Annotated in this window: 18 protein-coding genes; 3 read left to right on the top strand and 15 right to left on the bottom strand. The window is 69.8% G+C overall.

Going from position 1 to position 21,428, the window contains the following annotated elements; genetic code table 11:
• Positions 1 to 11: 11 nt before the first annotated feature.
• Positions 12 to 1,361: a replicative DNA helicase gene (dnaB, locus tag Q7C18_RS12210; protein ID WP_311025674.1), complete on the bottom strand. Its 1,350-nt coding sequence runs from the start codon at positions 1,359 to 1,361 to the stop codon at positions 12 to 14.
• Between the two features lie 84 nt (positions 1,362 to 1,445).
• Positions 1,446 to 2,336: an alpha/beta hydrolase gene (locus tag Q7C18_RS12205; protein ID WP_311025615.1), complete on the bottom strand. Its 891-nt coding sequence runs from the start codon at positions 2,334 to 2,336 to the stop codon at positions 1,446 to 1,448.
• 101 nt (positions 2,337 to 2,437) lie between these two features.
• On the opposite strand from Q7C18_RS12205, the gene Q7C18_RS12200 reads away from it, so the two are divergent.
• Positions 2,438 to 3,823: a peptide synthetase gene (locus Q7C18_RS12200; RefSeq protein WP_311025614.1), complete on the top strand. Its 1,386-nt coding sequence runs from the start codon at positions 2,438 to 2,440 to the stop codon at positions 3,821 to 3,823.
• A 187-nt stretch (positions 3,824 to 4,010) separates the two neighbouring features.
• On the opposite strand, the gene Q7C18_RS12195 is transcribed toward Q7C18_RS12200, so the two are convergent.
• The 6 genes from Q7C18_RS12195 to Q7C18_RS12170 form a co-directional block, all read right to left on the bottom strand.
• Positions 4,011 to 5,144 carry an LLM class flavin-dependent oxidoreductase gene (locus Q7C18_RS12195; protein WP_070159042.1) on the bottom strand — a complete coding sequence of 378 codons (1,134 nt, stop codon included), beginning with the start codon at positions 5,142 to 5,144 and terminating at the stop codon, positions 4,011 to 4,013.
• A 1,358-nt stretch (positions 5,145 to 6,502) separates the two neighbouring features.
• Positions 6,503 to 6,955 (bottom strand): 50S ribosomal protein L9, encoded by a 453-nt coding sequence (rplI, locus tag Q7C18_RS12190; protein ID WP_070159043.1) that lies wholly within the window; start codon positions 6,953 to 6,955, stop codon positions 6,503 to 6,505.
• Between the two features lie 33 nt (positions 6,956 to 6,988).
• Positions 6,989 to 7,228 carry a 30S ribosomal protein S18 gene (gene rpsR / locus Q7C18_RS12185; protein ID WP_070159044.1) on the bottom strand — a complete coding sequence of 80 codons (240 nt, stop codon included), beginning with the start codon at positions 7,226 to 7,228 and terminating at the stop codon, positions 6,989 to 6,991.
• A 78-nt stretch (positions 7,229 to 7,306) separates the two neighbouring features.
• Entirely contained in the window at positions 7,307 to 7,903 is a 597-nt protein-coding gene (locus tag Q7C18_RS12180; RefSeq protein ID WP_311025613.1) for a single-stranded DNA-binding protein, read from the bottom strand.
• Positions 7,904 to 7,966: 63 nt separating this feature from the next.
• Positions 7,967 to 8,266, bottom strand: coding sequence for a 30S ribosomal protein S6 (rpsF, locus tag Q7C18_RS12175; RefSeq protein WP_070158535.1), 300 nt, complete (start codon positions 8,264 to 8,266; stop codon positions 7,967 to 7,969).
• Positions 8,267 to 8,483: 217 nt separating this feature from the next.
• Positions 8,484 to 9,830, bottom strand: a complete 1,347-nt coding sequence (locus Q7C18_RS12170) for a M18 family aminopeptidase (protein WP_311025612.1) — start codon at positions 9,828 to 9,830, stop codon at positions 8,484 to 8,486.
• Between the two features lie 119 nt (positions 9,831 to 9,949).
• Here Q7C18_RS12170 and Q7C18_RS12165 point away from each other — a divergent pair, with 119 nt between their 5' ends.
• Together Q7C18_RS12165 and Q7C18_RS12160 are read left to right on the top strand one after the other, a co-directional pair.
• Positions 9,950 to 11,425 (top strand): sodium:solute symporter family protein, encoded by a 1,476-nt coding sequence (locus Q7C18_RS12165; RefSeq protein WP_311025611.1) that lies wholly within the window; start codon positions 9,950 to 9,952, stop codon positions 11,423 to 11,425.
• A 3-nt stretch (positions 11,426 to 11,428) separates the two neighbouring features.
• Positions 11,429 to 12,682: an amidohydrolase family protein gene (locus Q7C18_RS12160; RefSeq protein WP_311025610.1), complete on the top strand. Its 1,254-nt coding sequence runs from the start codon at positions 11,429 to 11,431 to the stop codon at positions 12,680 to 12,682.
• A gap of 7 nt (positions 12,683 to 12,689) precedes the next feature.
• On the opposite strand, the gene Q7C18_RS12155 is transcribed toward Q7C18_RS12160, so the two are convergent.
• From Q7C18_RS12155 to Q7C18_RS12125, 7 genes are all read right to left on the bottom strand, one after another.
• The gene (locus Q7C18_RS12155) at positions 12,690 to 13,562 is read right to left on the bottom strand and encodes a response regulator (RefSeq protein WP_396954366.1); all 873 of its coding nucleotides are present in this window, start codon (positions 13,560 to 13,562) and stop codon (positions 12,690 to 12,692) included.
• Positions 13,563 to 13,665: 103 nt separating this feature from the next.
• Positions 13,666 to 15,063: a histidine kinase gene (locus Q7C18_RS12150; protein ID WP_311025609.1), complete on the bottom strand. Its 1,398-nt coding sequence runs from the start codon at positions 15,061 to 15,063 to the stop codon at positions 13,666 to 13,668.
• A gap of 47 nt (positions 15,064 to 15,110) precedes the next feature.
• Positions 15,111 to 16,034, bottom strand: coding sequence for an ABC transporter permease subunit (locus tag Q7C18_RS12145; RefSeq protein ID WP_311025608.1), 924 nt, complete (start codon positions 16,032 to 16,034; stop codon positions 15,111 to 15,113).
• A gap of 1 nt (position 16,035) precedes the next feature.
• Entirely contained in the window at positions 16,036 to 17,088 is a 1,053-nt protein-coding gene (locus Q7C18_RS12140; RefSeq protein WP_311025607.1) for an ATP-binding cassette domain-containing protein, read from the bottom strand.
• Positions 17,089 to 17,245: 157 nt separating this feature from the next.
• Positions 17,246 to 18,553 (bottom strand): DUF418 domain-containing protein, encoded by a 1,308-nt coding sequence (locus Q7C18_RS12135; protein ID WP_311025606.1) that lies wholly within the window; start codon positions 18,551 to 18,553, stop codon positions 17,246 to 17,248.
• A 54-nt stretch (positions 18,554 to 18,607) separates the two neighbouring features.
• Complete coding sequence (locus Q7C18_RS12130) at positions 18,608 to 19,693, bottom strand: inositol-3-phosphate synthase (RefSeq protein ID WP_070161657.1); 1,086 nt, start codon at positions 19,691 to 19,693, stop codon at positions 18,608 to 18,610.
• 98 nt (positions 19,694 to 19,791) lie between these two features.
• Entirely contained in the window at positions 19,792 to 21,213 is a 1,422-nt protein-coding gene (locus Q7C18_RS12125) for a 3'-5' exonuclease (protein WP_311025605.1), read from the bottom strand.
• Positions 21,214 to 21,428 lie beyond the last annotated feature (215 nt).

Raw genomic sequence — 21,428 nt, 5'->3', positions numbered from 1 at the left:
GCTCAGTGACCTCAGATGTCCTGCGCCATGTCCTGGAAGCGGGCATAGTGACCCTGGAAGGCGACCACGATGTCCCGGGTGGGGCCGTTACGGTTCTTCGCGACGATGATGTCCGCCTCGCCGGCGCGCGGGGACTCCTTGTCATAGACCTCTTCACGGTGCAGCAGCAGCACCATGTCCGCGTCCTGCTCGATGGAGCCGGACTCACGCAGGTCGGAGACCTGGGGGCGCTTGTCCGTGCGCTGCTCGGAGCCTCGGTTCAGCTGGGAGAGCGCGATGATCGGCACGTCGAGCTCCTTGGCCAGCAGCTTCAGGGTTCGGGAGAACTCGCTGACCTCCTGCTGGCGGGACTCCACCCGCTTGCCCGAGCTGAGCAGCTGCAGATAGTCCAGCACGATCAGCTTCAGGTTGTGCCGCTGCTTCAGCCGCCGCGCCTTGGCGCGGATCTCCATCAGGGACATGTTCGGGGAGTCGTCGATGAACAGCGGCACCTCGTTGAGCTTGTCCACCGCCAGGGACATCTTGTCCCAGTCGTCCTCCCGGATGTCGCCCTTGCGCAGGTCCTGGAACTGGATCTTCGCCTCGGCGGAGAGCAGACGCATGGCGATCTCATTGCGCCCCATCTCCAGGGAGAAGAACGCCGAGGTCATCCCGTGCCCCACCGAGGCGGCGCGGGCGAAGTCCAGGGCCAGGGTGGACTTACCCATGGCGGGACGTGCGGCGACGATGATCATCTGCCCGCCGTGGAACCCATGGGTGAGGTCATCCAGATCCCGGAACCCCGTGGGGATGCCGGTCAGGCCGCCGTCGTGGCTGGCGTTGGTCTCGATCTCATCGATGGTCGGCACCAGCACGTCGGCCAGGGCCACGTAGTCCTCGCTCTGCCGGTTCTCCGCGACGTTGTAGATCTCCGACTGGGCCGCATTGACGATGGCCTCGACCTCGCCGTCGGCGGTGTGTCCCATCTGGGCGATCTTGGTGCCGGCCTCCACCAGGCGACGCAGGATCGCCCGCTCATGGACGATCTCCGCATAGAAGGCCGCATTCGCCGCCGTCGGGACCGACTGCGCCAGGTTGTGCAGGTAGGCCGGCCCACCCACTCGCTGCAGCTCCTGGCGTTTGGTGAGGTGGTCGGAGATGGTGACGACGTCGGCAGGCTCCCCGCGTCCGTAGAGGTCCACGATCGCGTCATAGATGAGCTCATGGGCCGGACGGTAGAAGTCCGGGCCTTTGAGGATCTCGACGACGTCGGCGATCGCGTCCTTCGAGAGCATCATGCCGCCCAGCACCGACTGTTCGGCGACGAGGTCCTGCGGCGGAGTGCGGGACTCCGCGGCCGGTGGGGCGTCATAGGCTTCCAGGCTCACCGTGCTCCTCCGTGGGGGTGGTTCTCGGGTGGCGCGGACTCCGCGGTGGCGGGCCGTGCCGGGGTCGGGCGACGCGGGTCAGCGTGGCTCGGCAGAGACCATCTTCTCACCCCGAGCTGACAGCTCCGAGCGCCCCTGCTCACGGCCCCGGTGACCGCAGTCCGGAGGGGCAGGACGGGCCGGATGGGCCTCCACATGGGCGGCCGTGCGCCCCGGCCACGTGGCCAGATCCTCCGGGGTGGCGGCGACGCCCAGGGTGGAGCCGCCGATGAGCCGGTGCAGCTCCTCTGCGGTGGAGACCGGGTGGGAGGGGTCGTCCTCCCAGGCGAGGATCTGGGTGGGAATCTGCAGCCGGGCGATCTGATCGGCCGCCGGAAGATCTGTGAGCGCGGCGCCGCGGAAGATCGCGGGCAGCAGCTCCTGGCTGACCGCGGGCACCTGTTCGCGAGGACGGTCGGCCAGAGCCGGCGGGGGCAGCACCTGGGCACCGATCCGCACGAAGGCACCGATCCCGTGGTCCTCCACCAGCTGGGCGGAGCGCCGGTAGTTCTCCGCTTGGGCAGCACGGGTCTGCCAGGCGGTGGGCGGGACCAGCAGGGTCAGGGTCGCGAAGCGGTCCGGGTCGGCCAGCGCGGCGTGGAGCAGCGTGGCCGCTCCCATCGAGGGGCCGGCGGCGTGGACCTGCTCCCCGGGGGCCAGAGCGTCCAGCAGGGCCAGCAGATCCTCGGCCAGACGCGGCCACCGGTAGTCCTCCGCGCGGTCGCGGCCGGTGGAGGAGCCGTGGCCCCGGGCGTCGTAGCGCAGCACGCGCATTCCCTGGAGACGGCCGGCCATGTCGAGGCCGGCCCGCTGCTCGCGGGAGCCGCAGGAGGTCAGGCCGTGGAGCTGGACGAAGGTCCCCGCCTCTGTGGGCTCGGGGACGCTGAGGTCGTAGCTGAGGGACGCACCGTCGGTCCGGAATGTGCCCACTGCTCCTGCCTCACCTCGCTGTCCTCGCCTGCCGGCATGCGTCCCCGCTCGGCCCCCGTCAAGGGGTCCCGGGCGGAGGGATGTCCCTCTAGACTACGCCTATGCGGCTGACCAACGTCGCCCGGATGGACACCCGTCCGGGGAGGCTCTCCAGCTACTCGGTGACGGTCTCCGCCCCCGAGGGCTCACCCCTGCCGGTCTCCTTCGATCAGAACCGCCATGTCAGCTTCGGCTCCCGGCCCGGCTCCTGGATGGCCGCGGCGTTCTCCTTGGAGCATCCGGCGAGCCGGGACGAGGTCGCGGCGGCATGGCATGCCGTCATCGAACGTCATGGCACCCTGCGCACCACGTTCAGCTGGGCGGACGCCGAGCTGCGGCTGGACCCGGTGCGCATCGGCCCTGGTGGCTGGGAGCAGCTGGCCCCGGCCCACGCACGCCCGGTCGCCGAGATCAGCCTGCGTGCCGGGAGCGCCGACGTCGCCCCGGCCGGCCCGACGGCCCCTGACGACGGCGTGCTCAGCGCCGAGGAGGTGCGCCAGGCCCTGCGCGCCCATTTCGACGCCGTCTGCGACCCGTTCGCCGCACCGTCGCACCGGCTGTGCCTGGTCGAGCCCACCGACGGCTCAGCGCCTCAGGTGATCATCGGCGCCGACCACTCCCATGTGGACGCCTGGTCGCTGCTGGTCATCATCCGGGACGTCACCGCCTGCCTGGCGGACCTGCAGGCGGGCCGGCCACCCGGGGAGACGCTGCCGACGGCGGAGCCCTTCGCCGCCCACACCGCAGCCCTGGAGGCTCGGCCCGCGCCACCGGAGCCGCTGGTGGAACGGTGGCGGGAGATCCTCGACGCCGGGGGAGGCGTCATGCCCCGCTTCCCCCTGCCGCTGGGCGACCTGTCCCTCCCCCAGCCCGAGGTGGTGGAGGTCCGCGACGTCCTGGACCCCGACCAGCTGGCCCGCCTGGAGGCCCACGCCGTCACCCACGGGGTGCGGCTGATCTCCGTGGCGGTCTCGGTGATGACCGCGCTGTTCGCCGAGCTGGGCGACCAGCCGCTGCGCACCGTGTTCCCGGTGCACTCCCGGGATCAGCGGCGCTGGTTCGACTCCGTGGGCTGGTTCATCACCAATGCCGTGCTGGAGAACGACGACCCCTCTCTGGAGGCGAGCCACCGGGCCGTGAAGGAGGCCATCAGGCTGGGCAGCCAGCCGCTGGCCCCGATCATGCGGCCCTACGGCGGCATGCCGGCCGAGCCGGGGATGTTCGCCATGTCCTGGCTGGACCACCGCAGACTGCCGATCGCCGTCGACGAGGCTCTGCGTCCCCAGCATGTGAGCGCAGTGATCAGCACCGACGGGGTGATGATCTGGTTCGTGATCAACGAGACCGGCCTGCACCTGCGATGCCGATACCCGGACACTCCCCAGGCCCGGGCGAGCATGCCGGCCTGGCTGGACGCGCTCGAGACCCGACTGCGCGAGGCCGCCTGAGGCCAGCCCGTCTCCTCTCCAGCCGTTCCCTCCCCGTCCAGATCTCTGAGCCTCATGTCTCTGAGCCCCACGTCTCTGAGCCCCACGTCTCTGAGCCCCACGATCCATCATGGGGATCGGACATCGTGCCGGGACGAGCCGAGCCGGCAGCGCGGTCACCGGGGTGGTCGCCCGGCGTGCTGCTGCGTCAGCGTCCCGAGGCCTCGACGTCGTCCTTCTTCCCTCCGGGGATGGGGTCTCGCCCCTCCTCCCGACGCCGGACCAGCGAGGCATGCGTGGGCGGCTCGGGCGTGCCCTGGGGAGTCCGGGCCGCCACCTCGCGACGCAGCACGGGCACGACCTCCTCACCGAGCATCTCGACCTGCTCCAGCACGGTCTCCAGCGGCAGTCCCGCGTGGTCGATGAGGAACAGCTGACGCTGGTAGTCGCCTGCATACTCTCGGAAGCTCAGGGTCTTCTCGATGACCTGCTCCGGGGTGCCCACGGTCAACGGGGTCATCTCGGTGAACTCCTCCAGCGAGGGTCCGCCGCCGTAGACCGGCGCGTTGTCGAAGTAGGGCCGGAACTCCCGGACGGCATCCTGGGAGTTCCGGCGCATGAACACCTGGCCGCCCAGGCCCACGATGGCCTGCTCGGCAGATCCGTGGCCGTAGTGCTCGTACCGCTCCCGGTAGAGGTCCACCATCCGCCCGGTGTGCTCCTTGTTCCAGAAGATGTTGTTGTGGAAGAAGCCGTCGCCGTAGTAGGCGGCCTGCTCAGCGATCTCCGGGCTCCGGATGGAGCCGTGCCACACGAAGGGTGCGACGTCGTCGAGCGGGCGAGGCGTGGCCGTGAAGCCCTCCAACGGGGTGCGGTAGCGGCCCTGCCAGTCGACGGCGGCCTCCCGCCAGAGGCGGTGCAGCAGCGCGTAGTTCTCCACAGCCAGCGGGATGCCGGCGCGGATGTCCTTGCCGAACCAGGGGTAGACGGGGCCGGTGTTGCCCCGGCCCAACGTGAGGTCGATTCTCCCGTCGGCCAGATGCTGGACGTACGCGTAGTCCTCGGCGATCCGCACCGGGTCCGTGGTGGTGATCAGCGTGGTGGCCGTGGAGAGCAGGATGCGTTCGGTCTGCGCGGCGACGTGCGCCATGAAGATCGGCGGGTTCGCCGGGGCCACGAAGGGCGGATTGTGGTGCTGGCCGATGGCGAAGACGTCGAGCCCGACCTCCTCGGCCTTCCGCGCGATGGCGACCGTGGCCTTGATCCGCTCATGCTCGGTGGGCGCGCGTCCGGTGGTGGGGTCGGGGGTGACATCGCCGATGCTGAAGACGCCGAACTGCATGTCCGCTCCTAGGGGGTCTGGAAGGCCACGGGTGGAAGGAGCCCGTCCGCCGTTATTTCAAAATTGAATCTGTTCACGGGCGGCAACGCCTCCGCCTCCCACGCTATTCCAGGACACCTCCCCCAGGCGACAGATCAGGAGGGTCTGAACACCAGATGCCCCTGACGTGCAGGTATCTCACCCACCATCCCGCGAAGGCCCGCCATGCTGTGGAATCCTTGTGGAAAACCCGACGCAGAGAGGCTTATACACCGTGATGCGGCCGCACCACAAGCCCTGGAAGCGGCGGTAAGACCGCTCTCAAAAAAAGTTGAATTCACAGGTGTGTCGCTACATCACCGCAGGTCAAAGCGCGACTGGCACCATCTGTGGAAAAGTATCCACAGAGTTCCCCCCAGGTTGTTCACAAGACACGCCGCACACTCCACACTTTATCCACAGGCTTGTCCGATCGGGGTATTGCTACTGACGAGAAGTCGCCATATGGTGTGAGGCGTCCCCCACTCGCAGGGCGGGTATTGGCTGGCTCCGTCGGCGCGCATCCGCCCACCTGCTGATCGGCCGACCTGATCGGATTCGAGCATCGGGCCGGGAACAGCTTCGCGGCCGGCTCGGGTTCACCACAGCCCGACCGACCAGCATGGACTCCTCTGTCGAGCGGGTCCGGTGATGACGGCAGCAATGTCATCATGCGAGTGGACGACGGAGGCCGCCCACGGGCGGCCTGCCGCATGACGGCCCTGCGCGGACCGCACGCGGGCGACGACGACGGCGACGTCCGCCGGATCCATGTCGCACCGTCCAGGGATCGGGCGAGAACTGCATCGGATCGCCGGGAGACCGGCGCAGGGAAGGGAATCACGGCGCGGAGGCGACCGGACCTGCCCCACGGCCCGCCACAGGCGGCCGGGCGGCACCGGAGGTCGACCTCGCCGTCGTCGTGATTCTGCCGGACCCGGCGATCCGATCAGCTCGCCCCCCGTGAGCGCGTCATCACACCAGGCGCCCCGCCCCCACTCCTCGCATCCCCGGTTGCTCTGCGCGTCCAGCCGGCCCACATCCCGCATGCTCTGCGCGTCCAGCCGGCCCACATCCCGCGTGCTCCCCATCCAGGAGTCACTTTCCCGTGCATGTCACCCTGGGTGACGCGCGCAAGCGCTGCGAGATGTGCCGGAGAATGACCCCTCGATCCGAACACCCTGTGATCGGCGCGCCCCCAGGCTCGCGTGACCCCACCCCAGACACACCACAGGCCCCGGACACACGACAGGGCCCCGGGAGGATGTTCTCCCGGGGCCCTGTGGTGATGCGGTGTCCGTGGCTCGAGCCTCAGCGAGGCACGATGCGGACTGCGCGGGTCACTTGGCGGCGACGACCTGCAGGTCGAGCGCGGCGGTGACGTCAGCGTGCAGCTTCACCGTGGCGGAGTAGCTGCCCACGGCCTTGATCCGCTCGGGGATCTCGACGGTGCGCTTGTCGATGGAGCCCAGACCGGCGGCCTCGACGGCCTCCGCGATCTGCGCGGCACCCACGGTGCCGAACAGGCGACCGGACTCCCCGGTCTTCACGCCGATCTTCACCGGCTGCGACTGCAGCTTCTCAGCGATCGCCTGCGCCTCCTCGACGGTGGCGATCTCGCGAGCCTTGCGAGCGGCGCGGATACGCTCCACGTCCTTCTCGCCGCCCTTGGTCCACGTCAGCGCGTAGCCACGCGGCAGCAGGTAGTTGCGCGCGTAGCCGTCCTTGACCTCGACGATGTCGCCCGCGGCACCCAGACCGGACACTTCCTGCGTCAGGATGAGCTTTGCCATTGGTGTGTTCCTTTCCTTCCCAGACAGCCTGGATCAGCCGCGACCCGCGCCGGAGTACGGCAGCAGAGCCATCTCACGAGCATTCTTGATCGCCTGGGCGATCTTGCGCTGCTCCTGGACGGACACGCCGGTCACGCGGCGAGCACGGATCTTGCCTCGGTCGGAGATGAACTTCCGCAGCAGGGCGGTGTCCTTGTAGTCGATGACCTTGATGTCAGCAGCCTTCAGCGGGTTCGCCTTGGGCTTGGGCTTCTTGAGTTCAGCCTTTGCCATCGTGGTGCTCCTTCTCTAGATCGGAGCCCGCAGGTGCTTCCTGCGGGATGGTGAACAGGATTATGTGGTGGGCCTTCCTCAGAAGGGAGGCTCGTTGGTGTCAGGAGTGTCCCAGCCGCCGCCGGAGGGCTGTCCGCCCCACGGGTCGGAGGAGCCGCCGCCGGAGTCGCCGCCCCAGCCGCCGGAGCTCTGCTGGCCGCCGCCACCGCCGAAGGAGTCTCCCCCTCCGCCGAAGCCGGCACCTGCCGCAGCACCGCCGCCGAAGCCGCCACCGCCGCCGCCGCCGTTGAATCCTCCGCCGCCGCCACCGCGGCCCTGACGCTGCACGCTCGCCGTGGCGAAGCGCAGCGACGGACCGATCTCGTCGACGTCGAGCTCCCAGGAGGTGCGACGCTCGCCCTCCTTGGTCTCGAAGGAGCGTGCCTTCAGGCGACCCTGGGCGATCACCCGGGTGCCCTTGGTCAGCGACTCGGCCGCATTCTCGGCCGCCTCACGCCACAGCGAGCAGCGGACGAAGAGAGTCTCTCCGTCCTTCCACTCGTTCGCCTGACGGTCGAAGAACCGGGGCGTGGACGCGATGACGAAGTTCGACACGGCCGCACCCGAGGGGGTGAAGCGCAGCTCCGGGTCAGCGGTCAGGTTCCCGACAACAGTGATGATGGTCTCGCCGGCCATGTACAGCTCCTCCTGGGTTCATGCCTGACAGGGTTCGGGCCTGACGGCCCGTCCACCGGAGGATCAGGCGATGCGCTGGTCCTCGGGGCGGATGATCTTGGTGCGCATGATCGTCTCGTTCAGGCGCAGCAGTCGGTCGAGCTCGGCAGCCGAGTCGGGCGTGGAGTGGAAGTTCACGACGGCGTAGATCGCCTCGTTCTTCTTCTTGATCTCGTAGGCCAGGCGACGACGTCCCCAGACGTCGATCTCCTCCACGGAGCCGCCGTCCTTCTTGACGATCTCCATGTACTTGCCGAGAGTCGGCTCCACAGTGCGCTCATCAACCTCGGGGTCGACGAGCACCATCAGTTCGTAGTGACGCATGTGTGAACCCACCTCCTTCGGTCTTGCGGTCACGGGCTTTCCGTAACAGGAGGTTCATTGCATCGTGCGTATCTGCGCGGCCCAGTTCCGACGACCGGGAGTCTCGGCGTCGACCCGCAGGCGGGCACACTGAACCAGCGTCAGACAACCTGCCCTATGCTACCGGCTTTGCGTCTCCGACACTAACCGACCCCTCCGACAGGAGGAACGGCCGCGTTCACACCGTCAGCTCGGCCGTGAAGAAGGCCGCCGCGGCGTCACGCAGATGAGCGACGTCGTCGACCCCGCACATCTCCCGGGCCGAGTGCATGGACAGCAGCGGGATCCCGACGTCGACGGTGCGGATCCCCAGCCGCGTGGCGGTGATGGGGCCGATCGTCGAGCCGCAGGGGACGTCGTTGTGGGAGACGAACTCCTGACTGGGGATGTCCGCGGCCCGGCACACCTGCGCCCACATGGCCGCCCCCGGGGCGTCGGTGGTGTAGCGCTGGTTGGCGTTGATCTTCAGCAACGGACCGGCATTGGGCAGCGGGCGGTTGGCCGGGTCGTGACGCTCCGCATAGTTCGGGTGCACCGCATGGCCGGCATCCGAGGATAGGTGCCAAGAGGCGGCGAAGGCTCGGGCCCGCTGGCCCGCGCTCGCGCCCAGCCCTTCGTAGACGCGGTCCAGGACCTCCTCCAGGAACGGACCCGCGGCGCCGGAGCGGGAGGCGGATCCCAGCTCCTCATGGTCGAAGGCCGCGAGCATCGGGATCACCGCGCCGCCGTCGGCGGAGGACGCCACCTGCTCCAGCGCGACGAGCCCCGCGTGGACGGAGGAGAGGTTGTCCAGCCGGCCGGAGGCGAAGAACTCCCCGGCGCCGTCACGCCCGGCGCCGAAACGCGCCGGTGCCTGGGAGTCGGCGACGACGACGTCGTAGCCGTCGACCTCATCCGCCGCGACGCCTGCGGCCTCGGCCACCACGGCCAGCACGTCCGCCGCCGCGGCACCCTCCGGCGAGCCGGCCAGGCCCAGGATCGGAGCCGTGTGCTCCTGCCTGCCGAGCGTGAGCCCGTCATTGACCTTCCGATCCAGGTGGATGGCCAGCTGCGGGATGCGCGCCACCGGGCCCGTGGCGGCCAGATGGGTGGCGCCGTCGCGGGTGACGAGCCGGCCTGCCAGGCGCAGCTCCCGGTCCAGCCAGGAGTTCAGCAGGGGCCCCCCGTAGACCTCCATGCCTGCCTGCACCCAGCCGTGGCTGACCACGGTGGACTTCGGCTTCAGCTTGAACCCCGGGGAGTCGGTGTGCGCACCGAGGATGCGCAGCGGCGTGGTGGCGTCCGCCCCCTCCGGGACCACCCAGGCCAGCACCGCGCCGTCGCGGACCACCGCGTACCGGCCGGGGGCGGCGGGCCAGTCCTGGTGCTCGCCGAGCTGGGTGAATCCCGCCTGCACCAGGCGCCGGGCCGCCGTCACGGCGGCGTGATACGACGACGGCGAGGCGGTCACGTAGCCGGCGAGGTCGTCGAGGAGCGCGTCGCCGGTGAGGGCCGTGGTCTGCGGGGTGGAGGAGGTCTCAGGCATGACCTCATCCTACTGTTCGGTCGGGAAACCTGTCCGACCACCGGGGCGTGTGCTGTGCCCTTCGCCAGGAATGCTCGCCTACAGTCGGCAGTGACGACGACCACTGCTGAGGAGGGGCCGTGAACCTGGTCCACGTGAGCATCCTGATCCTGTACCTGCTGGGCCTCATCGCCACCGGCATCTGGTTCAGCCGATCCAAGAAGATCTCCACCGGGGATGACTTCATCTTCGCGGGACGCCAGCTGCCGACGGTGGTCATGGTGGGGACGCTGGTGGCCACCTGGGTCGGCTCCGGAACCATCATCGGCGGCGCCAGCTTCGTCTACAGCTACGGCCCGCTGGCCTCCCTGATCTTCTTCGCGGGCACCCCGCTGGGCATCCTGGTGCTCTACGTGCTGGCCCGCCGGATCAGGGTCTCCGGGTCCTACACGGTGCCGCAGATCCTGGAGATGCGCTTCGGGATCTCGGTGCGGATGCTCGCCGCGGCGATCACCATCCTCGCCTACATCGGGATCGTGGCCTATCAGTTCACCGGCGGCGGCAGCATCATCGCTCTGGTGACCGGGCTGACGCCCGGCCAGGGCGCGATCATCGCCACGTTGATCATCACCTTCCTGGCGCTCGGCGGCGGGCTGAAGTCCGTGGCCTGGTCCGACTTCTTCTCCGCGGCGATCATCGTCACCGGGCTGCTCATCGCCGTGCCCCTGGTGCTGGGGCACACCGACGGCTTCACCGGCTGGTGGGAGAACCTGCCCGAGGACGCCACCACGTTCTCCGGCGGGCTGAGTGCCCTGGCGCTGCTGGGCTACTTCCTGCCGACCTTCCTGCTCATCATCGCCGATCAGAACATGTATCAGCGGCTGGGTGCCTCCAAGGATCCGGCCGCGGCCCGGCACGCCATGGCGGGCATGTTCTTCGCCTCCTTCCTGATCTACTTCCCCGTGATCGTCCTGGCCACCGCGGCGATCACGCTGCTGCCCGACGGCGACCCGGGCGACGCGGTCCTCGGGCTCGCCTCGGCGGGGCTCATGCCGACCGTGCTGGGCGGGCTCATCCTCGCCAGCGCGCTGGCGTTCATCATCACCACCGGATCCAGCTTCCTGCTCTCCGTGGGCAGCAACATCGTCTACGACGGCTTCGCCCGCTTCTCCCGCGGCGAGCTCTCGGACCGGCGTCGGATCGTGACCCACCGGCTCACCATCTTGGTGATCGCCGTGCTGGCCTATGTGCTGGGGACGTTCTTCCCCACCGTGCTGGAGCTGCAGATGTACTCCTACACCGTCTACGGCGTGGCTCTGGTGCCCCCACTGATGGCGGCCTTCTTCTGGCGGCGGGCCACCACACCCGCGGTGCTGACCTCCATGGGTCTCGGGGTGCTGGTCACCATCGGCTGGGAGCAGCTGGCCGACAGCGAGCTCAACGCCGTCATCGTCTCGCTGCCGGCCGCCGTCGTCGCCCTGGTGGTTGTCAGCCTCGTGACCACGCCGCGCGCGGAGGCCCTGCCGGATGAGCTGGCCGACGCCGAACCCGGCGGCTCCGGCCCCGACGCCCCTGACTCCGGCACCACCGACCCGTCCACCCGCAAGGAGCCCTGACCGATGACCGATCTTCCCGCCGCCGCTCCCGGATCGACCCCGCTGGTCATCCGTGACGCCACCGTGGCCGACGTCGCGGCCGGGTCCCTCACGGAGAACCAGACGCTGGTGCTGGCCGAGGGACTCATCCAGGACATCGGCTCCGCCCCGGACCTGCCCTCCGACGCTCGGGAGGTCTCCGCCGGGGGCCGCATCGTCATCCCCGGCCTCATCGACGCCCACGTGCACGTGCTGGCCGGCACCGCCGACCTGTTCCGCCAGGCGGAGGAGTCGCCGTTCTACGTGGGCGCCCGAGGGTCGCAGATCATGCGCTCCATGCTGCGGCGCGGCTTCACCACGGTCCGCGACGTCGGCGGGGCCGACCACGGCGTCAGCCGTGCCGTGGCCGAAGGGCTCTGGGAAGGTCCCCGGGTGGTGTTCGGCGGCCGGGCGCTGTCACCCACCGGGGGACACGGCGACGGACGCGCTCCCAGCCGTTTCGCCTCGGACGACACCTGCTGCGACATCGGGCTGGTCTGCGACGGCGAGTCGGAGGTCCGCCGTGCGGCCCGCCACCAGCTCCGCACCGGAGCCCACCACGTGAAGATCATGCTCTCCGGAGGCGTGGCCTCCCCCACCGACCGGGTGGACTCCCTGCAGTTCAGCGACTCCGAGATCACGGCCGTGGTGGAGGAGGCCGAGGCCGCGAACCGCTATGTGGCCGGGCACGCCTACACCGCGCGCGCCGTGAACCGCGGGCTGCGGCTGGGCGTGCGCAGCATCGAACACGGCAACCTCATCGACGACGACTCCGTGGAGCTCTTCCGAGCCCATTCCGCCTTCCTGGTGCCCACGCTGGTGACCTACGACCGGCTGAAGGCCGAAGGCGCCGCGGCAGGGCTTCCCCCGGCGAGCCAGGAGAAGGTCGACGTCGTCCTCGAGGCGGGTCTGCGTGCCCTGGAGAGGGCGTGGCGCGGCGGTGTGGACGTCGTCTTCGGCACGGACCTGCTGGGGGCGATGCATCCGCATCAGTGCGCGGAGTTCCGCATCCGTGGGGAGGTGATGCCGGCCCGGGACGTGCTGCTCTCCGCCACCGAGACGGCGGCCCGCCTGCTGGGCGCCGAAGGGCGCCTGGGCGTCCTGGCTCCCGGTGCGGCCGCCGACCTGCTGGTGGTCGACGGGGACCCCCTGCAGGACCCGGGCGTGCTCGCCGACCCGGACCGTCACCTGCGAGCGGTGGTGCAGGCCGGCCGGCTCGTCACCTCCTCGCTGCCCTGAGCCGGACTCAGCCCACCAGGCCGGTCTGGTACGCGTAGACCACGGCCTGGACCCGGTCGCGCAGCTGCAGCTTGGTGAGGATGCGGCGCACGTGGGTCTTCACCGTGGCCTCGGAGAGGAAGAACCGACCGGCGATCTCCGCGTTGGACAGCCCTTCCGCGACGGCGAAGAGCACCTCGGTCTCGCGCTGGGTGAGCGGCTCGCGCACCACGCCGTCGTCGAGGGCCGCGGCGATCTGCTCGCCGGTGGGTCGCTCACCGCCGGACTGCCCACCCCCGGACTGCTGAGTGGCGGACTGCTGGGTGCCGGACTGCTGGGGAGCCGCGCTCGACGAGGCGACGGGCGGGGAAGCCGGCCCCTGCTGGGACGCGGCCGGTGAGCCGTCGTCGGACCCAGCAGGCCGGCGCACGTAGGTCTCCAGCAGCCGCTGGGTGATGCGGGGCGCGACGACGGCGTCGCCTTCGGCCACCACCCGCACGGCGCCCACCAGGTCCTCCGGGGCGACGTCCTTGAGCAGGAAGGCGCTGGCGCCGGCCTGCAGCCCGGAGAAGGCGTACTCATCCAGGTCGAAGGTGGTCAGGATGATCACTCGGGCGCAGGGGTGGTCGGAGACGATCCGTCCGGTGGCCTCGATGCCGTCCATGCGCGGCATGCGCACATCCATCAGGACCACCTGCGGGAGCTGCTCCTCCGGCAGGGTGCGCATCAGCTCCAAGGCCTCGACGCCGTCGGCGGCCTCCGCGACCACCTCCAGGTCCTCCTCGCCCTCCAGGATGAGGCGGAACCCCATGCGCAGCAGGTGCTGGTCGTCCACCAGCATCACCCGCACCGGCCCGGTCCGCTCGGCGGCCTGCTCGAGCGCGTCAGTCTGCTGGTCCATCCTGCTCCTCATCCTCGGTGCCCCTCATTCTCCGCGCCGCTCGTCCGCGGCGCCCCTCATCACGGTCATTCCCCCACGGCGACGGCCCGTCCGTCCAGTCTCCTCAGCCGGACTCGCCGGACGCCCATGACGGCGTCGAGGAGCTCGGCGGCGGCTCCAGCACCGCGCGGACCATCCATCCACGATGCCGGCCGGGCCCGGCATAGACGGACCCGTTGTAGAAGGCCGCCCGTTCGTTCATCCCTCGCACCCCCTGGCCCGAACCCACCGAGGGGGCTCGGTGGCCCACCTCCGGGGAGAGGCCGTCGTCGGTGATGGTGAGGACCACCTGCCCGGCGCTGCTCATCCCCAACGCCGCCTGCTCCTGCTCGTCCAGACCCTGGGCGCGCAGCTCCTCGACCTCCTCGGCGGTGCGGCCCGGCTGGTGCTCGATCCGGACCTCCACCGCGCTGACCTGCCGACCATAGCGCAGCACGTTGGTCAGCGACTCCTGGATGATCCGGTGCACCGTGAGTCCGAAGGCGGCATCGTCGGGCAGCGGCGGGCCCTGCATGGTGACCATCAGGGGGAGTCCCGCCTGCCGGAAGCCCTCGTAGAGCTCTTCCAGGGACTCCTGCGCCGGACGCAGCGCCTGATCCACGCCGTCGCCCTGCTTGAGGACCCCGATGACCCGGCGCATGTCCGCCAGGGCGGTGCGGCCGGTGCTGGACACCTCGTGGAGGACCTCGGCGGCCCGCTCGGGGTCCCGGCGGACCACCACCCGGGCGCCGTCGGCCAGGGAGATCATCACCGACAACGAATGGGCCACCACGTCATGCATCTCCCGGGCGATCCGGTTGCGCTCGGCGACCTGCGCCAGCTGACGGGTGTGACCGGCCCACTCGAGGATCTCCCGCTCATGGCTGCGTCCGCGACGCACCGCGGCTCCGATGCCCGCGGCGATCCCCGCGGAGAGCACCATGATGATCACCAGCGGCACGAGAGACTCCTGCGGGGAGGAGTAGACGCCGAAGACCTCCTCCCAGTAGTTGAACTCATAGCGGTCCAGCCAGGTGTCCACCCGCAGCAGAGGGAGGTAGGCCGCCAGGGTGGCGGGCAGCCCGACACCGAGACCCCAGGTCAGACCCCGGTGCAGACCGATGCAGTACACGACGAAGCACAGGCCCAGCATCTGGGAGCCCTGCCAGGGGTAGATGAAGACCCCGGCCGCCTCGCCGAGCATCACCACCGCGGCGGTCCCCAGCGGCCACCGGTGGCGGAACAGCAGGACGACGGCGATGATCACCTGGACCACACCCACCCACCAGCCGTGCGCGCCCATGTCGATGAACGCGCTGGGCAGGGTCCAGGCCGAGAACAGCAGGTAGATCGCGGAGACGACGACGTTCATCGTCCGGGGGTGACGTCGGAACCAGCCGCGCATCCCCCGGCGGCGGACCAGGCCGAGGTCCTGCCACCCGGGGGGCTGCTCGGCGGGCGTCTCCGGCGGCGTCGTGCTCATGGTCTCGAGCCTACGCGTCCATGCAGTCGGCACAGGGTGCCTGTGCCTCAAGCATCACGACGCCGGAACAGCAGGCCGCCGGCGACCGTCGCCGCCGCCGTCCAGGCCACCATCCCCAGGCCCGCGGTCAGGGTGCTCATCTGGTCGGAGAGCTGCGGGTCGGGCACGGTGAAGCTGGTCATCAGGTTCGCGAACTGCCACCGGTGCAGGGTCTCGATCAGCGCGGAGTCCCCGGCCATCGCCAGGAGGATCTCCAGGGACATCGGGAGCACGAACAGCAGGATCGCCAGGGTGACGATCCCTCCGGCCGTGCTGCGCAGCACCGCACCGAGCCCGAAACCGATGAGACCGGCCAGCACGACGCCGGCCCAGTGGGTGATGAGCCGATGCCAGGTCTCGCCGGCGGTGAGATCCGGCGCCAGCCCGTGGGTGGCGGCGGTGGGCACCGCGATCAGCAGGATCCCGAGGATCAGCACCGCGGTGAGGGCACCGAGCACGAGCGCCACGGCGAGACCCTTGGCCGTGTACAGCAGGGTCCGCCGCGGCACGGCGGCCAGTGAGGAGCGCAGGGATCCGGTGGCGTGCTCCGAGGTGATCGCGATGACTCCGATGCAGCCGACCAGGATGGCGGCGAAGGCCAGGCCGGTCAGCGGAGTCTCGAGGGCCATGTCGCGCATGACCCGCTCGGGAGGGGCGGAGAGCGGGTCCTCCTGCTGCCAGCGGAGCATGCTGCTGAGGCTGATGGCGGAGATCCAGGCGAAGAGCAGCACCAGGAGCAGGGCCCCGACGCCGAGCCACCAGGCCGCCCGCATCGTGAGGATCTTCTGCAGCTCGGAGCTCAGCACCCGGAGGAGGCTGAGGCCCTTCAGGGTGGGGTCGACGTCGTGCTGGCGTCGGGTGGGCCGCGGGGCCGTGCCGTTGGCGGTGTTGAGACGTGGGTTCTGGGCGGCGGCGGAGGTCTCCGGGGTCATGTCAGTGCTCTCCGTCCTGCTCGGCGGTTCGGTCCGCCGTCGCGGGACCGGTGAGGGCCGGGCTTGTGAGGGCCGGGACTGTGCCGGCCGCATTCGTGGCGCCCGGGCTTGCGGCGGCCGGCTTGGAGGGGGTGAGGCCGCCGCTGCGGTGCTCCACGGCGTCGTGGGTCAGCCGGAGGTAGGACTCCTCCAGGGAGGTGCGCAGCGGGGTGAGCTCATGCAGCGCCGCGCCGATCTCGCGGGCGCGCCGGCCGATGGTCCGCGCGTCGAGCCCGACGACCTCGAAGGTCTCGGCGTCATGGGCGGTGACGGTGACATCCTCCGCCGAGAGCGCCGTCATCAGCTCAGTGGCGTCTTCGCTGCGCACCAGCACCCTGGTCCCGCCGGCGGCGTCGATGAAGTCCGCCAGGGGCATGTCGGCCAGAATGCGGCCCCGGCCGAGCACGATCAGGTGGTCGGCGGTCTGCGACATCTCCGACATCAGGTGGGAGGACAGCAGCACAGTGCGGCCCTCGGCGGCGAGCTGCCGGGCGAGCTGCCGGACCCAGCGCACCCCTTCGGGGTCGAGCCCGTTGACGGGCTCGTCGAAGATCAGGGTGGCGGGGTCACCCAGCAGCGCGGCACCGATGCCGAGACGCTGATTCATCCCCAGGGAGTAGCCCTTCACCCGACGGTCGGCCACCGAGCCCAGTCCGGTCATCTCGATGACCTCGTCCACACGGCGTCGGGCGATCCCGTGGGTGCTGGCCAGCACTCGCAGATGCTGGCGACCCGTGCGACCGGGGTGGGTGGCGCCGGCGTCGAGCACCGCGCCGACCTGACGCAGCGGGGCGGCATGCCGTCCGACGGGGAGGCCGTTGACGGTGATGCTGCCCGAGGTGGGACGGTCCAACCCCATGGCCAGGCGCATGGTGGTGGTCTTCCCCGCACCGTTGGGGCCCAGGAATCCCGTGACCCGGCCGGGCTCGGCGGTGAAGCTGATGCCGTCCACAGCCCGGTGAGGTCCGGACCGTCCGGCCCGATACACCTTGGTCAGCGCCTCGGCGGTGATCATCGGGACCCTCCCTGATGGTGGTGATGGTGTCCCTCACGCTACGGGCCGGTGGGCTGGCAGGCTTCAGCCTGTGGGGTGATCTTCTGCGTCTCCGGTCCGCGACGACGGCGGGCGGGTCATCCTTCCGGCTGAGGGGACCTCCGTGGGCCGCGTCGCCTCACCGCCAGCGGGGAGCCCGGCCGTAGGTGATCGCCCGCAGCGGGGCCTCGAGCGGCCCGGTGAGGAAGCCGGCCATCCAGAGCCGGGAGAGCAGCAGCTGGACGGCCCACAGCCCGAGCACGATCACGCCGATCTGCAGCGCGGTGAGCTCACCGGCCAGGCCGAGGCCCAGCGCGGAGAACACCACGGCGAGCACCAGGGACTGGCCGAGGTAGTTGGTCAGCGACATGCGTCCGGCGGGAGCCAGGGCGGCGGTGAGCCAGCCGAAGGCCGGGCTGCGGAAGACCAGCAGCGCGAGGATCACGTAGCCCAAGGACTGGACCGGCCCGCCGGCCAGGGTGAGGGCCTGGGCCAGGAGCATCACTCCCATGCCGGGTTCTTCCGTGGGCACCGACCCCGGGGCACCCCAATCGATCCAGGCCGCAGCCCCGGAGATCAGCAGGCCCACCACCAGTGCAGGCAGCATGATCGCCACCAGGCGGCCGGTCGGCACGTCCCGGCCGACGATGCGCTCCAGCAGCTGCGTGCGCCCCACCACCAGTCCGATGAGGAACGCGGCGAAGGCCATCAGCCCCTGCCCGAAGATGATCATGGGAGCCATGGTGGCGTAGGCCTCCAGCTGGAAGCCCAGATACGAGCCGATGGTCCCGGTGTAGGCGGCGACGGCGGCGTCGGCGTCACCGGGCAGCGTCATAGCCTCGTCGAAGCCGGGGGTCCCTTCGGCCAGCAGCACCAGCGCCGCGATGCCGAACAGGAACAGGGTGACCGCCCCGTAGAGCACGCCGGCGACGATCAGCGCGGTGCGGGTGCGCACCCGCCGCATGCCCAGCAGCGCGAAGCCCAGCAGCGCGTAGGCCAGCAGGATGTCGCCGACGAAGAGGAAGATGCCGTGCAGGACACCGAGCACGGCCAGCGTGACGAAACGGCGCACCGAGCGGCCCACTTCGGAGACCCCGGCCCGGTGGGCCGAGGCCCACTGCATCACGAAGGACAGCCCGAAGAGGAAGGAGAAGACCACATAGGACTTCGCCTCGAAGAGCAGTGTGGCGGTGAAGGCCGCCAGCTGGTCGCCGGGGCCCTGGATCTCCCGGTGGAACTCGCCGGTGGTCAGCTGCCCGGGCTCCGCGAAGAACCAGATGTTGACCGCCAGGATGCCCAGCAGCGCCACGGCTCGCAGGGCGTCGACGGCGACGAGCCGCGGCGGCCGTGCCGGCTGGGCGGGCTCACCGGCGGCCCGCGGCGCGCCGCCGTCGTCGGGGGTGTGGGGCTGCGTGCCGAGGGGGCCGTCCGGCTGCTGTCCGCTCATGGCACTCAGCCTAGGCAGGCTGCCACCGCGGCTCATCCCTCCGAAGGATGATCCTCAGCGCTCCACCTCTCCACGGATGAAGGCCTCCACGCGCTCCCGGGCGACCGTGTCGTGCAGCTGCTCGGGCGGAGACTTCATGAAGTAGCTCGACGCCGAGACCAGGGGGCCGCCGATGCCACGGTCCAGGCCGATCTTGGCCGCCCGCAGCGCATCGATGATCACGCCCGCGGAGTTCGGCGAGTCCCAGACCTCCAGCTTGTACTCGAGCGCCACGGGGGCGTCACCGAAGTTGCGACCCTCCAGGCGCACATAGGCCCACTTGCGGTCGTCCAGCCACTGCACGTAGTCGGAGGGTCCGATGTGCACATCCTCGGCCTGCAGGTCCGCGCTGGTGTTGGAGGTGACCGCCTGGGTCTTGGAGACCTTCTTGGACTCGAGCCGGTCGCGTTCCAGCATGTTCTTGAAGTCCATGTTGCCGCCCACGTTGAGCTGATAGGTGCGGTCCAGGATGACCCCGCGGGACTCGAACAGCGCGGCCAGCTCACGGTGGGTGATCGTCGCGCCGATCTGGGACTTGATGTCGTCACCGACGATCGGCACGCCGGCGTCGGTGAACCTCTGTGCCCATTCCTCGGTGCCGGCGATGAACACCGGCAGCGCGTTGACGAAGGCGGCGCCGGCGTCGATGGCGGCCTGCGCGTAGTGCCGGGCGGCCTCCTCGGAGCCCACCGGCAGGTAGCAGACGACGACGTCGACCTCGGCGGCCTTCAGCGCCTCGGCCACGTCCACCGGCGCGGCGGAGGACTCGGTGATGGTCTCCCGGTAGTAGCGGCCCAGCCCGTCCAGGGTGGGTCCGCGCTGGACCGTCACACCCGTGGGCGGGACGTCGGCGATGGTGATGGTGTTGTTCTCGCTCGCACCGATCGCCTTGGAGAGGTCCAGCCCCACCTTCGCCTCATCGACATCGAAGGCCGCCACGAACTGCACATCCGAGATGTGATAGTCGCCGAACTGGACGTGCATGAGGCCCGGCACCTGCTGGTCGGCCGGGGCGTCCTTGTAGTACTCCACACCCTGGATCAGGGAGGCGGCGCAGTTGCCGACGCCGACGACGGCGACGCGGATGGGGTTGGTGGCCACAGGTATGCTCCTCAGGAAACTCGGCTCAGGTCTCAAGGCGTCATAGACGGACGCCCGTCGAGCCGCCATTATTCCTCATCAGCACCGGCGCCGGACGCTCAGGCGACGGCGGGTTCCACCGCGAAGTCGAGGAAGGCGCAGTGCCGACCGTGGTGCGTCAGCGTGAGTTCATGCATGGCACGGGTGCATGCGATGTAGAGCATTCCGCGGTCGATGTCCTGCCGGTAGTTCTCCTCGTCCACACCGGGCACCACCACGGTGTCGAATTCGAGCCCCTTGGCCACGTGAGCGGAGGTGAGCACGATCTGCCCCGAGAGCTCCTCGCTGTCATAGTCCAGCAGGGTGGCGTCCACCCCGTGGGTTCGCAGCACCTCATCCAGCTCGCGCGCCTGGTCGATGGTCCGGCAGATGATGCCCATCGACTGATGCTCGCTGCGTTCGAAGTCCGAGATCAGCTCCAGGATCTTCGCCTGCTCCTCCTCCCGGTCGCTGCAGGGCACGACCTCAGGTGCCGGGCCGTGGCGCTCCACCGGAGTGAGCTTCTCATTCCGGGAGATGTGCTGAGCGAAGTCCGTGATCTCCAGGGTGGAGCGGTAGCTGCGATTGAGCCCCAGGCAGTCTGCCTGCGGGAAGATGCTGCGGATGGCCTGCGCCGACGAGGAGCTGTAGGGGTTCACCGACTGGTTCGCGTCACCCAGGATGGTCATTCGGCACGGGAACAGCTGCTTCAGCACCGCATACTGCACGGGGGTGTAGTCCTGCATCTCATCCACCAGCAGGTGGCGGACCTCCGCATACGGGGAGGCGGTGCGGGTGGTGAGCAGGATCGTGTGGATCAGCGGGAAGACGTCGGCGTACTCGATCTTCTTGCGTCCCATCCGACGGAACATCGACTCGCGACCGCCCTCCCGGTAGAAGGACTGGTACAGCGCCCAGGGGTCCTTGTCCGGGAACATGGCGGCGACCTGTTTGCGCACGCTGCGCGTGTCCGCGGCCGTCCACGTCCGACGCCGAGGGATCGCGTTCTTCAGCCGCTGCACGGCGCCCTCGGCGAGACGTTCGAGTCTGGTGAACAGGGGCCAGGACTCCAGGGCGGCGTACCGTTCTGCCGCCCAGTCGGCGCTGAGCTCCTCGCCCTGCTGGCGGATGGACTCGGGGGTGAAGCCCCACTCGGCCCGGTCGGAGATCCAGCCCTCGAGCTCGGCCACGAACTCAGGGGTGGACTTGTACCGGATCCTCTCGGCGGCCTGCGGATCGGTGCCGTCCAGCAGTGACGTGACCTGTTCGCCGAAGGTCTCGAAGTCGACGAGCCCGTCGAGCAGGCGCCGGGCCAGACCTTCGACGTCGGTCTCGGGGACCTCGTCCTCGCCGAGTTCGGGGAGCACGTTGCTGATGTAGTCACCGAAGACCTTGTTGGGGGAGAGGATGAGCACATCGTCGGCGGAGACCGTGTCCTTGAACCGGTAGAGCAGAAAGGCGACCCGGTGGAGCGCGATCGAGGTCTTCCCCGAGCCGGCCACCCCCTGGAGGAACCGGTCGATTTCCGGTCTCCGCCGATCGTCTCGGGAACTCGCAGATTCCCTTGTGCTTACAGGGAACCGGGCGGTTCGCTTGGTACGAGTGTAGCCTGTCGGTGGCGGGTCTTGGCGGGTAATTGAGATGGGTGCTTGATGGGTCGAGCTTCGGACTCACGCCCAGAACAACTGACGGGGTCCAGAGTCCTTCGTGCCTGAGC

Origin of the sequence: Nesterenkonia sp. CL21, from assembly GCF_031705515.1 — a bacterium.
GTDB classification, from domain to species: Bacteria; Actinomycetota; Actinomycetes; order Actinomycetales; family Micrococcaceae; genus Nesterenkonia; species Nesterenkonia aethiopica.
Note: the sequence above shows the minus strand (reverse complement) of the source record. Positions and strands in the feature narration are given on the sequence as shown.